The 15,137-nt window shown below is 71.7% G+C and carries 14 protein-coding genes, 1 tRNA gene and 1 riboswitch; of the genes, 13 read left to right on the top strand and 2 right to left on the bottom strand.

Annotated features, from left to right (window positions below; genetic code table 11):
• Nucleotides 1-159 precede the first annotated feature (159 nt).
• The 13 genes from DPQ23_RS02165 (at nt 160) to DPQ23_RS02105 (ending at nt 12,201) form a co-directional block, all read left to right on the top strand.
• Nucleotides 160-933: a response regulator transcription factor gene (locus DPQ23_RS02165; protein WP_240602317.1), complete on the top strand. Its 774-nt coding sequence runs from the start codon at nt 160-162 to the stop codon at nt 931-933.
• Nucleotides 930-2,114, top strand: a complete 1,185-nt coding sequence (locus tag DPQ23_RS02160; RefSeq protein ID WP_240602315.1) for an FIST N-terminal domain-containing protein — start codon at nt 930-932, stop codon at nt 2,112-2,114. Before DPQ23_RS02165 ends, DPQ23_RS02160 begins: the two co-directional genes overlap by 4 nt.
• Complete coding sequence (locus tag DPQ23_RS02155) at nt 2,101-3,426, top strand: ATP-binding response regulator (protein WP_112873005.1); 1,326 nt, start codon at nt 2,101-2,103, stop codon at nt 3,424-3,426. The genes DPQ23_RS02160 and DPQ23_RS02155 overlap by 14 nt, the downstream gene beginning before the upstream one ends.
• 67 nt (nt 3,427-3,493) lie before the next feature.
• Entirely contained in the window at nt 3,494-4,168 is a 675-nt protein-coding gene (locus tag DPQ23_RS02150; RefSeq protein WP_205961399.1) for a hypothetical protein, read from the top strand.
• A complete protein-coding gene (locus tag DPQ23_RS02145; protein ID WP_112873004.1) occupies nt 4,165-4,509 on the top strand; it encodes a hypothetical protein in 345 nt (114 codons plus the stop codon). Before DPQ23_RS02150 ends, DPQ23_RS02145 begins: the two co-directional genes overlap by 4 nt.
• Nucleotides 4,510-4,614: 105 nt before the next feature.
• On the top strand, nt 4,615-5,397 hold the full coding sequence (locus DPQ23_RS02140; protein WP_112873003.1) for an SDR family oxidoreductase: 783 nt from the start codon (nt 4,615-4,617) through the stop codon (nt 5,395-5,397).
• Nucleotides 5,398-5,409: 12 nt separating this feature from the next.
• On the top strand, nt 5,410-5,718 hold the full coding sequence (locus tag DPQ23_RS15305) for a hypothetical protein (protein ID WP_162630606.1): 309 nt from the start codon (nt 5,410-5,412) through the stop codon (nt 5,716-5,718).
• Nucleotides 5,719-5,786: 68 nt separating this feature from the next.
• Nucleotides 5,787-6,890 (top strand): ABC transporter ATP-binding protein, encoded by a 1,104-nt coding sequence (locus tag DPQ23_RS02130; protein ID WP_170310747.1) that lies wholly within the window; start codon nt 5,787-5,789, stop codon nt 6,888-6,890.
• A gap of 42 nt (nt 6,891-6,932) precedes the next feature.
• A riboswitch (glycine riboswitch) is annotated at nt 6,933-7,021 on the top strand.
• Nucleotides 7,022-7,140: 119 nt separating this feature from the next.
• Nucleotides 7,141-8,247 (top strand): glycine cleavage system aminomethyltransferase GcvT, encoded by a 1,107-nt coding sequence (gene gcvT / locus DPQ23_RS02125; RefSeq protein WP_112873314.1) that lies wholly within the window; start codon nt 7,141-7,143, stop codon nt 8,245-8,247.
• Between the two features lie 14 nt (nt 8,248-8,261).
• The gene (gene gcvH / locus DPQ23_RS02120) at nt 8,262-8,618 is read left to right on the top strand and encodes a glycine cleavage system protein GcvH (RefSeq protein WP_170310754.1); all 357 of its coding nucleotides are present in this window, start codon (nt 8,262-8,264) and stop codon (nt 8,616-8,618) included.
• A gap of 34 nt (nt 8,619-8,652) precedes the next feature.
• Nucleotides 8,653-11,487, top strand: coding sequence for an aminomethyl-transferring glycine dehydrogenase (gene gcvP / locus DPQ23_RS02115; RefSeq protein WP_112872999.1), 2,835 nt, complete (start codon nt 8,653-8,655; stop codon nt 11,485-11,487).
• A gap of 60 nt (nt 11,488-11,547) precedes the next feature.
• Nucleotides 11,548-11,997, top strand: a complete 450-nt coding sequence (gene trxC, locus DPQ23_RS02110) for a thioredoxin TrxC (RefSeq protein WP_112872998.1) — start codon at nt 11,548-11,550, stop codon at nt 11,995-11,997.
• A 128-nt stretch (nt 11,998-12,125) separates the two neighbouring features.
• Nucleotides 12,126-12,201, top strand: a tRNA-Ala gene (locus DPQ23_RS02105).
• Nucleotides 12,202-12,358: 157 nt separating this feature from the next.
• Here the strand turns inward: DPQ23_RS02105 and DPQ23_RS02100 are convergent.
• Together DPQ23_RS02100 and DPQ23_RS02095 are read right to left on the bottom strand one after the other, a co-directional pair.
• The gene (locus tag DPQ23_RS02100) at nt 12,359-12,940 is read right to left on the bottom strand and encodes an SOS response-associated peptidase (protein ID WP_240602313.1); all 582 of its coding nucleotides are present in this window, start codon (nt 12,938-12,940) and stop codon (nt 12,359-12,361) included.
• A gap of 396 nt (nt 12,941-13,336) precedes the next feature.
• A complete protein-coding gene (locus tag DPQ23_RS02095) occupies nt 13,337-14,971 on the bottom strand; it encodes an alpha-D-glucose phosphate-specific phosphoglucomutase (protein WP_112872996.1) in 1,635 nt (544 codons plus the stop codon).
• Nucleotides 14,972-15,137: the final 166 nt, after the last annotated feature.

Genomic DNA, 15,137 nt, shown 5'->3' with positions numbered 1-15,137 from the left:
GCAGGCTGGCATGGGGCGGGGCGCCGATCAATGCGACATAGGCCGCAGCACCAGCGCGCCCGTCATCGGCCAAAGGTCTTGCGCGGGGCGGTGGCGGCTCTAGACTGTCGGGCGTGACGGCCCCGCGGGAGGGTGGGCGCCGGTCACGAGGAGGACACCATGACCACACGTGCCACGCAGGACCCGCGTGCGGGCGAAGGCGCCGCACGCGTCCGACCCGCGCCCGACCGCCCGTCCGCGCCCGACCGGGGGACGGCGGCGCTGCCCCGGCTGTCGGCGGACCGCGTCAAGGACATCCTGATCGTGGACGATCATCCGCTGATGTGCGACGCGCTGGCCCTGACGCTGAAGATCAGCTTTGGCCGCAAGACGATCCGCACCGCGCGCAGCCTGGCCGCCGCAGTCGAACAGATCCGCAGCCAGGGCGCGCCCGACGCGGTCATCCTGGACCTGAACCTGCCCGACGCGCGGGGCGCCGAAGGCATCGTCACCCTGCGCCGGCAGCTGCCGGACGTGCCGATCACGATGATCTCGGCCGATCTGGAAAACGCCATGATCTCGGCCGCGATGGCGGCGGGGGCACAGGGCTATATCAGCAAGGCGCTGGGCCGCGAGGCGCTGGTGGACAGCCTGCGCCGCATGTGGGAGGGCGAGCGCGTCACCCCCGAGAGCTATGAGCCCGAGGCCGCGGGGGACGAAAGCGAGGCGCGCGCCGAGCTTGCCCGCCGCTTTGCCACGCTGACGCCCCAGCAGATGAAGATCCTGCGGCTGATCTGCCAGGGCAAGGCGAACAAGGAAATCAGCTACGAGCTGTCGATCGCCGAGGCGACGGTCAAGACGCACATCACCGCGATCATGTCCAAGATCAACGCCCGCCGCCGCACCCAGGCGGTGCTGCTGGCCAACAGCGCCCGGCTGTTCGAGGCGGTGTGACACGTCCCCCCGACGCCCTGGGCCCGACAGGCGGCGACGCCGCCGCGCCTGGCGCGGGGCCCGTGTCGGTCACGGTGCAGGCCGACGCCCCCGAAGGGGCCGAGGTGCTGCGGGCGGGGCTTGCCCCCTGCGATCCGGCGCTGGTGCTGCTCTTCGGCTCGCCCCGCGGGGCGCTGGCGCCGATGGCCGCGCGGCTGCACGCCGCGCTGCCGGGGGTGACGATCGCGGGCTGCTCGTCGGCGGGAGAGATCGGGCCGGGCGGGTACCAGCGCGGAACGGTGCTGGCCATCGGCTTTCCCCGCGCCACGTTCCGGGCCGCGGCCGTGGCCCTTCGCAACCAGGGCGACATTCCCGTGTCGGCGTGGCTGGCCACGCTGCGGATGCTGCATGCGGACCTTGCGCCCGATCCGCGCCGCGCGCTGTTCGGCGTCCTGCTGGCCGACGGCCTGTCGCGGCACGAGGATGTGCTGGCCGCGACCCTCGATGCGGCGCTGCCCGATGTCCCCATCGTCGGCGGGTCCGCGGGCGACGGGCTGGATTTCGGGGCAACGACGCAGATCCTGAACGGCCAGCCGGTGCCCGGCGGGGCGGTGTTCGTGCTGGTCGAAACGACGCTGGCGGTGGCCGAGGTCAGCTTTGCCCATTTCAGCCCCACGCCCGAACGCGCGGTCGTCACCGCGGCGGACCCCTGCACCGGCACGATCCTGGAGCTGAACGCCGAACCCGCGGCCGACGAATACGCGCGCCTGGCCGGGCTTGACCCTGCCGCGCTGGAACCGGCGGACTTCGCCTCGCACCCGCTGCTGCTGCGGATGGGGCGGCGTCACCATGTCCGCGCGATCAGCGAGGCGACGGCGGCGCGGGGGCTGAAGCTTCTCGCCTCGATCGACGCGGGCACGGTGCTGACGCTGGGGCGGGCCGAGGATGTCACGCAGGGCTTCGGCGCGGTGCTGGACGGCCTGCCGGCGCCGCCGCTGATGGTGCTGGGCTTCGACTGCATCCTGCGCCGGCTGGCGGTCGAACGCGCGGGCATGGCCGACCGCATGGGCAGCCTGTTCGCCCGCTACCGCGTCGCCGGCTTCAACACCTATGGCGAGCAGCACGCCGGGATGCACGTCAACCAGACCTTCGTCGGGCTGGCGTTGATGGCGCGCGGGGGCGGGGGCGATGCTGCGTCCTGACGACAGCCCCGCCCGGCAGGCCGAAAAGCTGGCCCGCATCACCCAGGTGCTGATCGGGCGCGTGGACCGGCTGGAGGAGTCGCGCGGCTCGGCCTGGTCGATGTTCCAGGCCGCGCTGGCGCTGGAACGCGAGGCGCTGGCGCGGACCCGCGACCTTGAACGCGCGCTGGCCGACCTGTCGGAAAAGAACCGCGACCTGGCCGTCGCCCGCGCCGCGGCCGAGGAGGCGAACCGGTCCAAGACGCGGTTCCTGCGCGCCGCCAGCCATGACCTGCTGCAACCCCTGTCGGCCGCGCGGCTGTTTCTGTCGGCGCTGAGCGACACCGACCTGGACCCCGTCCAGCGCGAGCTGACGACGCATCTGGCCGGCGCCTTCGAATCGGTCGGGGAGCTGATGCACGCCGTGCTGGACATCAGCCGGCTGGACAGCCAGCGCATCGAGTTTCAGCGCAGGCCCGTGGACCTTGACGCGCTGTTCCGCCGCCTGGCCATCGAATACGCCCCCATGGCCGGGGCCAAGGGCCTGCGGCTGAGCTTTGCGCCGACGACCGCCATGGTGGACAGCGACCCGGTGTTCCTGCGCCGCATCGCGCAGAACCTGGTGTCGAACGCCATCAAGTACACCGAGACGGGCGGCGTCCTGGTCGGGGTGCGCCGCCGGAGCGGACGGCTCTGGCTTGAGGTGCGCGACACCGGCGTCGGCATCGCCGCCGCCGACCGCGGCCGCATCTTCGACGAATTCCAGCGCGTCGGCCGCGAGGGGGGGCCGGGGGGCATGGGCCTGGGGCTGTCCATCGTGCGCCGCGCCTGCGCCAAGCTGGGCCACCCGATCACCGTGGACAGCCAGCCCGGCCGCGGCGCGGTGTTCCGCGTGGGCCTGCCGCCCGCGGACGGTCAGGCCGAGCGCGCCCCCGCATCCGGCGCCGACGACGCGCGCCGCCTGCGCTCGCGCGTGGCGCTGGTCGTGGAAAACGACGCGGCCATGCGCCGCGCCTACGAGCTGCTGCTCGCCGACCGCTTCGGCATGGTCGCGCGGGCGACCGGCGGCATCGCCGAGGCGCTGGCCGCCATGGGCGAGGACGACCCCCCCGACGTGATCCTGGCCGATTACGACCTGGACCGGGGCGACACGGGACTGGACGCGATCGCGGCCCTGCGCGCCGCCGCGGGCAAGTGCGTCGCGGCGATCATGGTCACGGCGCAGCGCGATCCCGCCATCGCGCGGAATTGTGCCGCCGCGGGGGTGCCGCTGATGGAAAAGCCCGTGCGCCCCGACGACCTGCGCGCCATGCTGCTGCAGGTGATGGACTGACCGGCCGCCCCCGCGGCGGCCGCACGAGAGGGGCGCCCGGGCAGGGCGCGGGAGGGAAGGGATGACGATGCGATATTCCTGGATCGGCGCTGCGGCGCTGGTGCTGGCGGGTGTGCTGGCGACGGGCGCCGCCCGCGCCGGAGAGGCGGGCGATCTGGTCTTTGCCGACCGGGGACCCTGGGCGCTGGGCGACCGGACGCTGGTCTGGTCGATGACCCACGACGGCCCTGCCGTGCCGGGCTTTGCCGCCCAGGACCGGGGGTCGCTGACGCTGTCGCAGGCGCTCGACCCGTCCGACGGCAAGCCGGTGTTGCAGCTGGACCAGAAATCCACCCAGCGCAGCCGCCGGATCGGGCCGTTCCCGACCTCGGGCGGGGACCCGGTGGTCACGTTCTTCCTGGAAAGCACCGCGCGCGACATGGCGGCGCTGACCGGGGGCAGCCCGGACTACATCCGCAACCGGATCAAGGACGCCGTGTTCCGCGGCGGCGAGGTGACGGGTGCCGAGGGCGCGCGCGAGGTCGTGCTGCGCCCGTTTGCGGATGATCCGAACAGGGCCCGCATGCAGGGGTTCGAGACGCTGGAGATCCGGTTCCGCATGGGCGCGGACCCCCGCCAGCCGATCCCCGAGATGGTGGCGCGCACCGCGGCACCCGTGGCGGTGCCCATGCCCCAGCCTGCGCCGCCGGGCGTCGCGCCCATCGCGCCCGCCCCCTATGTCCACGCGCTGGCGCTGCAATGAGGGGGGCGGTCCTTGCGGGGGCGGCGCTGGCCGCGCTGCTGGCGGGTCCGGCCCTTGCGCAGGCGGTCAACGACTATCCGACCGCGACCCGGGCCGAATACGTGCTGATCTGCATGGGCACCAACGGCGAGACGCCCGAGATGCTGCAACGCTGCTCGTGCGCCATCGACGCCATCGCCGACGTGCTGAGCCATGACGACTATGTCGCGGCCGAAACCGTGCTGCGGATGCGGCAGGTCACCGGCGACCGCGCCGGCCTGTTCCGCTCGGGCGCGACGTCCGAGGGGATTCTGGCGACCCTGCGCCGGGCCGAGGCCGAGGCCGAGATCCTGTGCTTCTGACGGCGCGCGGGGCCTGACCGGCAAGGGCATCGCGGCACGAGCCCGCTTGACCTTTGCAACCCCGCGCGATTGCCTGCGCGGGGCGGCATGCAGGGGGGACGGGCGATGGATCTGGGCATCAGGGGCAAGAGGGCGCTGGTCTGCGCCGCCTCCCGCGGGCTGGGCCGCGGCTGCGCCGAGGCGCTGGCGGCCGAGGGCGTCGATCTGGTCATCAACGCGCGCGGCCGCGATGCCCTGATGCAGACCGCGCAGGAGATCGCCTCGCGCCACGGGGTCGCGGTGCACCCCGTCGCCGCCGACATCACCACCGCCGAGGGGCGCCAGGCGGTGCTGGCGGCGCTGGACGGCGCGGCCGACATCCTCGTGACCAACGCCGGTGGGCCGCCTCCGGGCCACTGGACCGACTGGGACCGCGACGATTTCATCCGCGCCCTGGACGGCAACATGCTGTCGGCGATCGCGCTGATGCAGGCGCTGGTGCCGGGCATGATGGACCGCGGCTGGGGCCGGGTCGTGAACATCACCAGCGCCGCCGTGCGCGCGCCCATCGGGCAGCTTGGGCTGTCGAACACCGCGCGCACCGGCCTGACCGGCTTTGTCGCCGGCATGGCGCGGCAGGTGGCCGACAAGGGCGTCTGCGTGAACAACCTGCTGCCGGGCATCCACGACACCGACCGCGCCACCGCGCTGGACGCGGGCGTGTCGCAGGTCCAGGGCATTTCCCCCGACCAGGCCCGCCGCCAGCGCGAGGCGACGATCCCCACCCGGACCTATGGCCGGGCCGAGGATTTCGGCGCCGCCTGCGCCTTCCTGTGCTCGCAGCAGGCGCGGTTCATCGTGGGCCAGAACCTGCTGCTGGACGGCGGCGCGCTGAACGTCACGATCTGAAGGGCGGCAGGCTTGAAGGATATCAGAGGATCCAGGGGCAACTGGTTTGCCGAGTGGAAGGGCGAGCGGTTGCCTGTTCTGCATTCGTCGTGGCGAGTGGGTAGCAGCTTTTATCGAGATTCAATGCAGGGAGTGAAGCGTGACGGGAAACGCTATCGGGAACTGATTGCTGCGCTTTCGAGCGGCAATCGCGCCATTGTTCAGCGCGACGCGCCCGGTAGCCTCGACCGCGCCGGCTATGTCGGCGTCTTTACCTATGAAGGGTTCGAGGTAGAGGAAGACGGCGGCTTCCACCTGACCTTCACAGGTCGCATCGGGTAACGGATCGCGGCGCAAATCTTTACCCCTCCGCCATAGGCTGCTAGGCATACCCGACCGAATGGATCGGATTGCCGGTGCCCCACAGCCAGCCCCCCTCTCCTCCGCGCCTTGCCGTCGAGAACCTGAGCCGCGTCTTCGACGGGCAGGCGGTCGTGGACGACGTCTCGTTCGACGTGCCGGCCGGGCAGGTCGCCTGCCTGCTGGGCCCCTCGGGCTGCGGCAAGTCCACGACGCTGCGGATCGTCGCGGGCGTGGACATGCAGGACCGCGGGCGCATCTTCGTCGATGGCCGTCTGGTCTGCGACACGGCGTTCCGCGTGCCGCCCGAACGCCGCGCCATCGGGCTGATGTTTCAGGACTTCGCGCTGTTTCCGCATCTGTCGGTCGCCGACAACGTGGCCTTCGGGCTCAGGGGCGGGGCGGCGGCGAACCGGGCGCGGGTGGTCGACCTGCTGGACCGCGTCCGCATGGGCAGCCACATCGACAGCTATCCCCATGCCCTGTCGGGGGGCGAGCAGCAGCGCGTGGCGCTGGCCCGCGCGCTGGCCCCGCGCCCGCGCATCCTGCTGATGGACGAGCCGTTCTCGGGCCTGGACGAGCGGCTGCGCGACGGCATCCGCGACGAGACGCTGGCGCTGCTGAAGGACGAGGGCACGGCCGTGCTGCTGGTCACGCACGAGCCGCACGAGGCGATGCGGATGGCCGACCAGATCCTGCTGATGCGGAACGGACGCATCGTGCAGCGGGGCGCGCCCTACAACCTGTACAACGCCCCCGTGGACCGCGAGGCGGCGGCGTTCTTTTCCGACGTCAACATCCTGACCGGCACGGTGCACGGCGCGCTGACCGACACGCCCTTTGGCGACTTTCTGACGCCGGGCGTGGCCGACGGCACCCCGGTCGAGATCGTGGTGCGCCCCCAGCATCTGCGAATCGACTTCGACCGCAGCGGCCGGGGTCCGGCGCCGACGCCCGAACACGGCACGGCCGCGCATGGTGTGGTCCAGCGCGCCCGGTTCCTGGGGCGCGAATCGCTGGTCGAGTTCCGCATGGACCACGACGGCTCGACCCTGCGCGCGACGGTCCCGGCGGTGTTCCTGCCCGATCCCGGCACGCCGATGTGGCTGATGCTGCGCCGTGACCGCGCCTTCGTGTTTCCGCGCCCGGGCTGAACAAGCCTCTTGCCAACCGGGGGCGCGCCCCTTTACGACGAAAGGCGGAAACCGGGAGACGCTGGCGTCGTTCAGGGCCGAAGGAGCAACCGCCCCGGTAAACTCTCAGGCAAAAAGACCGTTTCCGCGACAGACTCTGAAGAGTGGCCGCAAGGCCCGCCGAAGGGATAACGATCTCAGGCGCCCCCATCCGGGGTAAGGACAGAGGGGGCATCGCAAACGCGGCCGTTTGGGCCGCCGGGAGGATGCCGTGACCGAAGATCTGCGACGCACGCCGCTTTACGACCTGCACCTGGCGCTGGGCGCGCGCATGGTGCCCTTTGCCGGCTGGGAGATGCCGGTCCAGTATCCCATGGGGGTGATGGGCGAGCATCTGCACACCCGCAGCGCCGCCGGGCTGTTCGATGTCAGCCACATGGGCCAGGTGATCCTGCGCGGGCCGGACGTGGCGGCGCGGCTGGAGACGCTGGTGCCCGCCGACATCGTGGGCCTGCCCGAGGGCCGGCAGCGCTATGGCCTGTTCACCACGCCGCAGGGCGGCGTTCTGGACGACCTGATGATCGCCAACAAGGGCGACCACCTGCTGCTGGTGGTGAACGCGGGCTGCGCCGACCAGGACATCGCCCATCTGCGGACGCTGGACGGCGTGACGGTGGAACCGGTCGCCGACCGCGCGCTGCTGGCGCTGCAGGGTCCGGGTGCCGAAGGCGCGCTGGCGCGCCTGCTGCCCGACATGCCGCCGATGAAGTTCATGGATGTCTGCGACGTATCCTTCCAGGGGCGCGACCTGTGGATCTCGCGGTCGGGCTATACCGGCGAGGACGGGTTCGAGATCTCGATCCCCGCCGACGCGGCCATCACCGTGGCGCAGGCGCTGCTGGCGATGGAGGAGGTCGCGCCGATCGGCCTGGGCGCCCGCGACAGCCTGCGGCTGGAGGCGGGGCTGCCCCTGTACGGCCACGACATGGACAGGACCGTGACCCCCGCGCAGGCCGCGCTGGGCTGGTCGATCCCCAAGGTCCGCCGCACCGGCGGCGCGCGCGCGGGCGGGTTCCCCGGCGACGACGTGATCCTGCCCGAACTGGGCCGCGCCACCCGCGCCCGCCGCGGCCTGCGTCCCGAAGGCCGCGCCCCCGTGCGCGAGGGCGCGCCCCTGTTCGCAGACGCCCAAGGGGGCGAGCCGATCGGCACCGTCAGCTCGGGCGGGTTCGGCCCGTCCGTCGGCGGCCCGGTGGCGATGGCGATCCTGCCCGTCGATCTGCCCGAGGGCGCGACCGTCTATGCCGAACTGCGCGGCAAGCGACTGCCCGCGCGGATCGCGCCCATGCCCTTTGTCACCCAAACCTACAAACGCTGAAAGGTCGGCCCATGCTGAAATTCACCGAGGACCACGAATGGCTGCGCGCTGACGGCGACGAGATCGTCGTGGGCATCACCGCCCATGCCAGCGAACAGCTGGGCGACGTCGTGTTCATCGAACTGCCCGAGGAAGGGCGCGAGGTCGAGGCCGGCGAAGAGATCGTCGTGATCGAATCGGTCAAGGCGGCGTCCGACATCACCGCCCCGGTGGCGGGCACGATCACGGCCGTCAACAGCGCGCTGGCCGACAGCCCCGGCGCGGTCAACGATGACGCCATGACGGCCTGGTTCTTCCGCATCAAGCCGACCGACGCCTCGATGATGGACGGATTCATGGACGAGGCGGCCTATCAGGCGCTGATCGGCTGACCTGTTTTTCCCACGACGCCTGACGGAGCCCGCAATGACCCGCTGGACCCCCACCACCTATGATCCCGACGATTTCGCAAACCGCCGCCATATCGGCCCCTCGCCCGCCGAGATGGACGAGATGCTGGCGGCCCTCGGCTGCCGGACGCTGGACGAGCTGATCGAGCAGACCGTCCCGGCCTCGATCCGCCAGGACGGCGGGCTGGACTGGCCGGCGCTGTCGGAACGCGAGCTGCTGGACCTGATGCGGCAGGTGGGGGCCCAGAACCGGGTGATGACCAGCCTGATCGGGCAAGGCTATCACGGGACGGTCACGCCGCCCGCCATTCAGCGCAACATCTTCGAGAACCCGGCCTGGTACACCGCCTATACCCCGTACCAGCCGGAAATCGCCCAGGGGCGGCTCGAGGCGCTGCTGAACTATCAGACGATGATCTCGGACCTGACCGGATTGCCGGTCGCCAACGCCAGCCTGCTGGACGAGGCGACCGCCGCGGCCGAGGCCATGGCGATGGCGCACCGGTCGGCCAAGTCCAAGGCGACCGCGTTCTTCGTCGCCGACGACCTGCACCCGCAGACCGTCGCGGTCATCCAGACGCGGGCCGAGCCGCTGGGGATCGAGATCGTCCGCGGCCGTCCCGAGGACTGCGAGCCGGGCAAGGTGTTCGGCGCGATCTTCCAGTATCCCGGCACCTTCGGCCATATCCGCGACCTGACCGCCGACTGCGCCGCGCTGCACGCGGCGGGCGCGGTGGCGATCGTTGCGACCGACCTGCTGGCGCTGTGCCTGCTGAAGGAGCCGGGCGCGATGGGGGCCGACATCGCGGTCGGCACGTCCCAGCGTTTCGGCGTGCCGATGGGCTATGGCGGGCCGCACGCGGCCTTCATGTCGTGCAAGGACGAGCTCAAGCGCGCCATGCCCGGCCGCATCGTCGGCGTCAGCGTCGACGCGGCGGGGCGGCAAGCCTATCGGCTGGCGCTGCAGACGCGCGAACAGCACATCCGCCGCGAAAAGGCCACCTCGAACGTCTGCACGGCGCAGGCGCTGCTGGCCGTCATGGCGGGGTTCTACGCGGTGTTCCACGGCCCCGTGGGCCTGCGCGCCATCGCCCAGCGGGTGCATCTGCATACCGTCGCGCTGGCCCGCGCCCTGCGCGAGGCGGGGGCGGACGTGCAGCCCGACGCCTTCTTCGACACGATCACCGTGCGGGTGGGGGTGGGCCAGGCGGGCATCCTGGCCGCCGCCGAACAGCGCGGGATCAACCTGCGCCGGGTGGGCCGCGACCGCGTCGGCATCTCGCTGGACGAGACGACCGACCCGGACGTGATCGCGCGCGTGCTGGACGCCTTCGGCATCTCTGACGCGGCCGAGCCTGCGACCGACCCCGCGATCCCCGAGGATCTGATCCGCGAAAGCGACTATCTGACCCATCCGGTGTTCCACATGAACCGGGCGGAATCGGAAATGATGCGCTATATGCGGCGGCTGTCGGACCGCGACCTGGCGCTGGACCGGGCGATGATCCCGCTGGGGTCCTGCACGATGAAGCTGAACGCCGCCGCCGAGATGATGCCCCTCACCTGGCCCGAGTTCGGCGCGCTGCATCCCTTTGCGCCGCCCCACCAGGCCGCGGGCTATCACCGGATGTTCGCGGACCTGACCGACAAGCTGTGCGCGATCACCGGCTATGATGCGTTCTCGCTGCAACCCAACAGCGGCGCGCAAGGGGAATACGCGGGCCTGCTGACCATCGCCGCCTATCACAAGGCCAACGGCGAGGATCGCGACATCTGCCTGATCCCCACCAGCGCGCATGGCACCAACCCGGCCTCCGCGCAGATGGCGGGGATGAAGGTCGTGGTGGTCAAGTCCGCCCCCAACGGCGACATCGACCTCGAGGATTTCACGGACAAGGCGGCCAAGGCCGGCGACCGGCTGGCCGCCGTGATGATCACCTATCCCAGCACGCACGGCGTGTTCGAGGACACCGTCCGCGACGTCTGCCGCATCACGCACGAGCATGGCGGGCAGGTCTATATCGACGGCGCGAACATGAACGCGCTGGTGGGCCTGGTAAAGCCCGGAGAGATCGGCGGCGACGTCAGCCACCTGAACCTGCACAAGACGTTTGCCATCCCGCATGGCGGCGGCGGGCCGGGCATGGGACCGATCGGCGTCAAGGCGCATCTGGCGCCGCACCTGCCGGCCGACCCGCGCGACGGGACGGGGGCGGTCAGCGCGGCGCCCTGGGGGTCGGCCTCGATCCTGCTGATCTCGTGGGCCTATGTGCTGATGATGGGCGGCGCGGGGCTGACGCAGGCGACCAAGGTGGCGATCCTGAACGCCAACTACATCGCCGCGCGGCTGGCTGGCGCCTATCCGATCCTGTTCATGGGCAACCGCGGCCGGGTGGCGCATGAATGCATCGTGGACACCCGCGTCTTTGCCGAACACGGCGTGACCGTGGACGACATCGCCAAGCGGCTGATCGACAACGGCTTCCATGCGCCCACCATGAGTTGGCCGGTCGCCGGCACGCTGATGGTCGAGCCCACGGAAAGCGAGACCAAGGCCGAGCTGGACCGCTTCATCACCGCGATGATGGCGATCCGGGACGAGATCACCGAGGTCGCCGAGGGCCGCATCGAGGCCGCCGCCAGCCCGCTGCGCCACGCCCCCCACACGGTCGAGGATCTGGTCGCCGACTGGGATCGCGCCTATTCGCGCGAGCAGGGCTGCTTTCCCCCCGGCGCGTTCCGGGTGGACAAGTACTGGCCGCCGGTCGGCCGCGTGGACAACGTGGCGGGCGACCGCAACCTGATCTGCACCTGCCCTCCGCTTGAGGTTTACGCCCAGGCGGCCGAGTGACTTGATCGCTTGGGGCGCGCCTATCATGTTCACGCAAAGTGATGTGAAAGGCGCGCCCCGATGCCCTCCTCCGACACGTCGTCCCACACCCTGACCTGCCTGTCCTGCGGGCAGGGCAACCGCCTGCCGGCCGACCGGCTGGGCCAGTCGCCCCGATGCGGCACCTGCGGCGCGGCGCTGATGCCGGGCGCGCCGGTGGCCATCGACCTCGCGACGCTGGAAAAGGCCGCGCGGCGCGACAGCCTGCCGCTGCTGGTGGATTTCTGGGCGCCGTGGTGCGGCCCGTGCCGCGCCATGGCGCCCGAGTACGAGCGCGCCGCCGGGCTGCTGGCCGGTCAGGCGCGGCTGGCCAAGATCGACACCCAGAGCCATCCCGACGCAACGGTCCGCTTCGACATCCGCGGCATCCCGGCGTTCATCCTGTTCCGCGACGGGCGCGAGGCCGCCCGGCTGGCCGGCGCGCGCCCGGCCGCGCAGCTGGCCGACTGGGTGCGCGGCGCGACGGCTTGAAAGCGGGGTCGGGCGGCTGCGCGCGCGAGATCGGCTCTGGTCGCCCCCTGGACCGCGGCGGGATCGGCTGTGAATGACCGCCGTCCCGCTTGACAACCCCCCGCGCGCGCGCCAAACAGCGCGCCTGTGGGGCCGTAGCTCAGTTGGTAGAGCGCATCGTTCGCAATGATGAGGCCAGGGGTTCGATTCCCCTCGGCTCCACCAGTCTTCCCCGTGACACTCCTTTCCGCTGCTCGCCCTTGTCGCGCCTGCGGTCGCTCGCACGGGCGTCCTATGCCGCGCCGTCAGGACAGGGCGCGGGACCGCCCTGGGGCCAGGAACCGCCCAACGGACGGCCCCGGGTCGCCGCCCTGCCGCTGCCTCAGACCGGGGCTTCGGTCAGCCTCAGCGTGCCGTCGGGCAGCGGCCGTTGCAGCATTCCGGCGATGTCGAAGGGCGCGGTCAGCCAGGTGTTCCAGTCCTCGGGCCGCGTCAGGATCACCGGCATCGCCCTGGGATGCACCGGGCGCACCTCGGCGTTCGGTTCGGTCGTCAGGAACGCGAACAGGTCGTCGGTCGTCTCGCCGTCCTTCACCTTGCGCAGGGACGTCCAGCCACGGACCTCGATCCCCGCAAAGAACATGGGCGCGTCGTCCGCGTGCGCGAACCACTGGTTGCCCCGTCCAGCCCCTTGCGGCTCGGCAAAGGACGTGAGCGGCACAAGGCAGCGATGCGCGGGGCCAAGCCAGCGCCGCCAGTGCGGAGAGGCCGTGTTGCGCACGTTCGTCACGCCAGGATCGCGCGCGGTCTTCAGGACCGAGGGCGGCGAGGGCATCCCCCAACGGGCGCGGGCCAGCTCCAGCCCGCCGTCCGTGTGCCGCACGACCGGCGCAAGCTGGTCGGGCCAGACGCTGCCGGGCTGAAGGTTGCCGGTCGTGTCGGTGAAGGCCGAGCCGCCGAACAACTGACGGATCGCGTCCTGCGCGCGGGTCTGGCTGTAGAGATTGCAGATGTGGACGGCCCCCCTCTTGTCAGGATGGTAGCAGACTTTCGACCCGATCGCGTGCTCTCGGATGTCCGGCCTGTTTGCGCGAGCAGAGCTCGCTGGCCCGGAGGATGTTCGCTCCGCCCGCTCCCTGCACAAAGGCGGCATCGGGAAGGTCCGTGCACCCTTCGGACGCGGGTGCGTATCGCGCCGGCGGCGGCGTCTGACTGCACCGGATCATCGCGGCGCGCCGGACCCGGCGCCGGACGACGCCCCCCGCGTCGGAGCCGACCCCGTCCAACGGAAGGACGGCGCCGGCGCGGGGCCTTGGAACGGGCCCCGCCGGGCCATCGCCTGCGGGCAATCCGCCGTCCATCAGGTCGTCACGTCCGGCGCGGTGCGGCCGGTGTGCTGGGCGATGCGGGCCAGGGCCTCGGCCGCCGCGATGACCGGGGCCAGCGCCTTGGCCGGGTCCAGGTCGTGCGGCTGGCCGGGCGGGGCGTGGCGTTCCAGATAGACGCGCAGGGTCGCGCCCTCGGTCCCCGTGCCCGACAGGCGAAAGACGACACGGCTGCCGTCGGTGAAGGTCACGCGCACCCCCTGACGGCTTGAAACCGAGCCGTCCACCGGATCGTGATAGGTGAAGTCGTCGGCCTCGGCGACCGTCAGCCCCCCCGCCGTCTGGCCGGGCAGCGCCAGCAGCATCCCCCGCAGCCGGTCCATCAGCGCATTCGCGCCCGCCGTGGGCACCGATTCGTAGTCGTGGCGGCTGTAATAGTCGCGGCCGAAGCGGGCCCAGTGCTCGGCCAGGATTTCGGCCACCGACTGGCGGCGGGCGGCCAGGATGTTCAGCCACAGCAGCACCGCCCACAGCCCGTCCTTTTCGCGCACATGGTCGGACCCGGTGCCGGCGCTTTCCTCGCCGCAGAGGGTGACGCGGCCGGCGTCCAGCAGGTTGCCGAAGAACTTCCACCCGGTCGGCGTCTCGTGGCGTTCGATCCCCAGCGCCGCGGCCACGCGGTCGGCGGCGCGGCTGGTCGGCATCGAGCGCGCGACCCCCGCCAGCCCGCCGGCATAGGCCGGGGCCAGCGTCGCGTTGGCCGCCAGCACCGCCAGGCTGTCGGACGGCGTGACATAGACCCCGCGCCCCAGCACCATGTTGCGGTCGCCGTCGCCGTCCGACGCGGCGGCGAAATCGGGCGCGTCCTCGCCCATCATCAGCGCGACCAGATCGGCCGCCCACACCGGGTTCGGGTCGGGATGGCCGCCGCCGAAATCGGGCAGGGGGTTCGCGTTGACCACCGTGCCGGGCGCCGCGCCCAGGCGGCGTTCCAGAATCTCCACCGCATAGGGGCCGGTCACGGCGTGCATCGCGTCGAAGCGCATCGAGAACCCGCCCGCGAACAGCGCCCGGATCGCGTCGAAGTCGAACAGCCGTTCCATCAGGGCGGCGTAATCGGCGACCGGGTCCACCACCTCGACCGTCATGCCGGCCAGTCGGCGTTCGCCCGGCGTGGACAGGTCCACGTCCTGCGCCTCGGTGATGCGATAGCGGTCGATCGCCAGGCTGCGGGCAAAGATCGCGTCGGTCACGGCCTCGGACGCGGGGCCGCCGTTCGGGCCGTTGAACTTGCAGCCGAAGTCCTCGTCGATGCCGCCGGGGTTGTGGCTGGCCGACAGGATGAGGCCGCCGTCCGCGCCGCGCAGCCGGATCAGGTGCGAGGCCGCGGGCGTGGAGAGCAGGCCGCCGCACCCCACGATCACCCGCGCCGCGCCGTTGGCCGCCGCCATGCGCAGGATCACCTGCGCGGCCCGGTCGTTCCAGAACCGACCGTCGCCGCCCAGCACCAGCGTCTTGCCGGCGATCCCCCCGATCGCGTCGAAGACCGATTGCGTGAAGTTTTCCAGATAGTGCGGCTGCATGAAGACGCGGGTCTTCTTGCGCAGTCCCGATGTGCCGGGCTTCTGGCCCTCGATGGGGGTGGTGGGGATGGTCGTGGTCTGGGTCATGGCGGGCCCTGTCGCTGGCTGTCCTGAGGCGGCCATAGCGAAAGCGGGGCGCCTGCGACAGGGGGCACGCCGGACCGCCGGGCACGAACCGCGGGCTGGGGCGTTGGCGCGGGCGGGGTTTTGTGCTTTTCCTTGCACGCCCGCAGGTCCGGGCCAACGAAGGCGG

Source organism: Paracoccus endophyticus, assembly GCF_003286075.1.
Classification (GTDB): domain Bacteria; phylum Pseudomonadota; class Alphaproteobacteria; order Rhodobacterales; family Rhodobacteraceae; genus Paracoccus; species Paracoccus endophyticus.
The sequence above is the reverse complement of the archived record's forward strand: the minus strand, read 5'-3'. Positions and strand labels throughout refer to the sequence as shown.

Coding starts and splice junctions, on each gene's coding strand:
- DPQ23_RS02095 (WP_112872996.1), bottom strand. CDS start 14,971: ATGACCCAGACCACGACCATCCCCACCACCCCCATCGAGGGCCAGAAG.
- DPQ23_RS02145 (WP_112873004.1), top strand. CDS start 4,165: ATGAGGGGGGCGGTCCTTGCGGGGGCGGCGCTGGCCGCGCTGCTGGCG.
- trxC (WP_112872998.1), top strand. CDS start 11,548: ATGCCCTCCTCCGACACGTCGTCCCACACCCTGACCTGCCTGTCCTGC.
- DPQ23_RS02155 (WP_112873005.1), top strand. CDS start 2,101: ATGCTGCGTCCTGACGACAGCCCCGCCCGGCAGGCCGAAAAGCTGGCC.
- gcvP (WP_112872999.1), top strand. CDS start 8,653: ATGACCCGCTGGACCCCCACCACCTATGATCCCGACGATTTCGCAAAC.
- DPQ23_RS02150 (WP_205961399.1), top strand. CDS start 3,494: ATGCGATATTCCTGGATCGGCGCTGCGGCGCTGGTGCTGGCGGGTGTG.
- DPQ23_RS02140 (WP_112873003.1), top strand. CDS start 4,615: ATGGATCTGGGCATCAGGGGCAAGAGGGCGCTGGTCTGCGCCGCCTCC.
- DPQ23_RS02165 (WP_240602317.1), top strand. CDS start 160: ATGACCACACGTGCCACGCAGGACCCGCGTGCGGGCGAAGGCGCCGCA.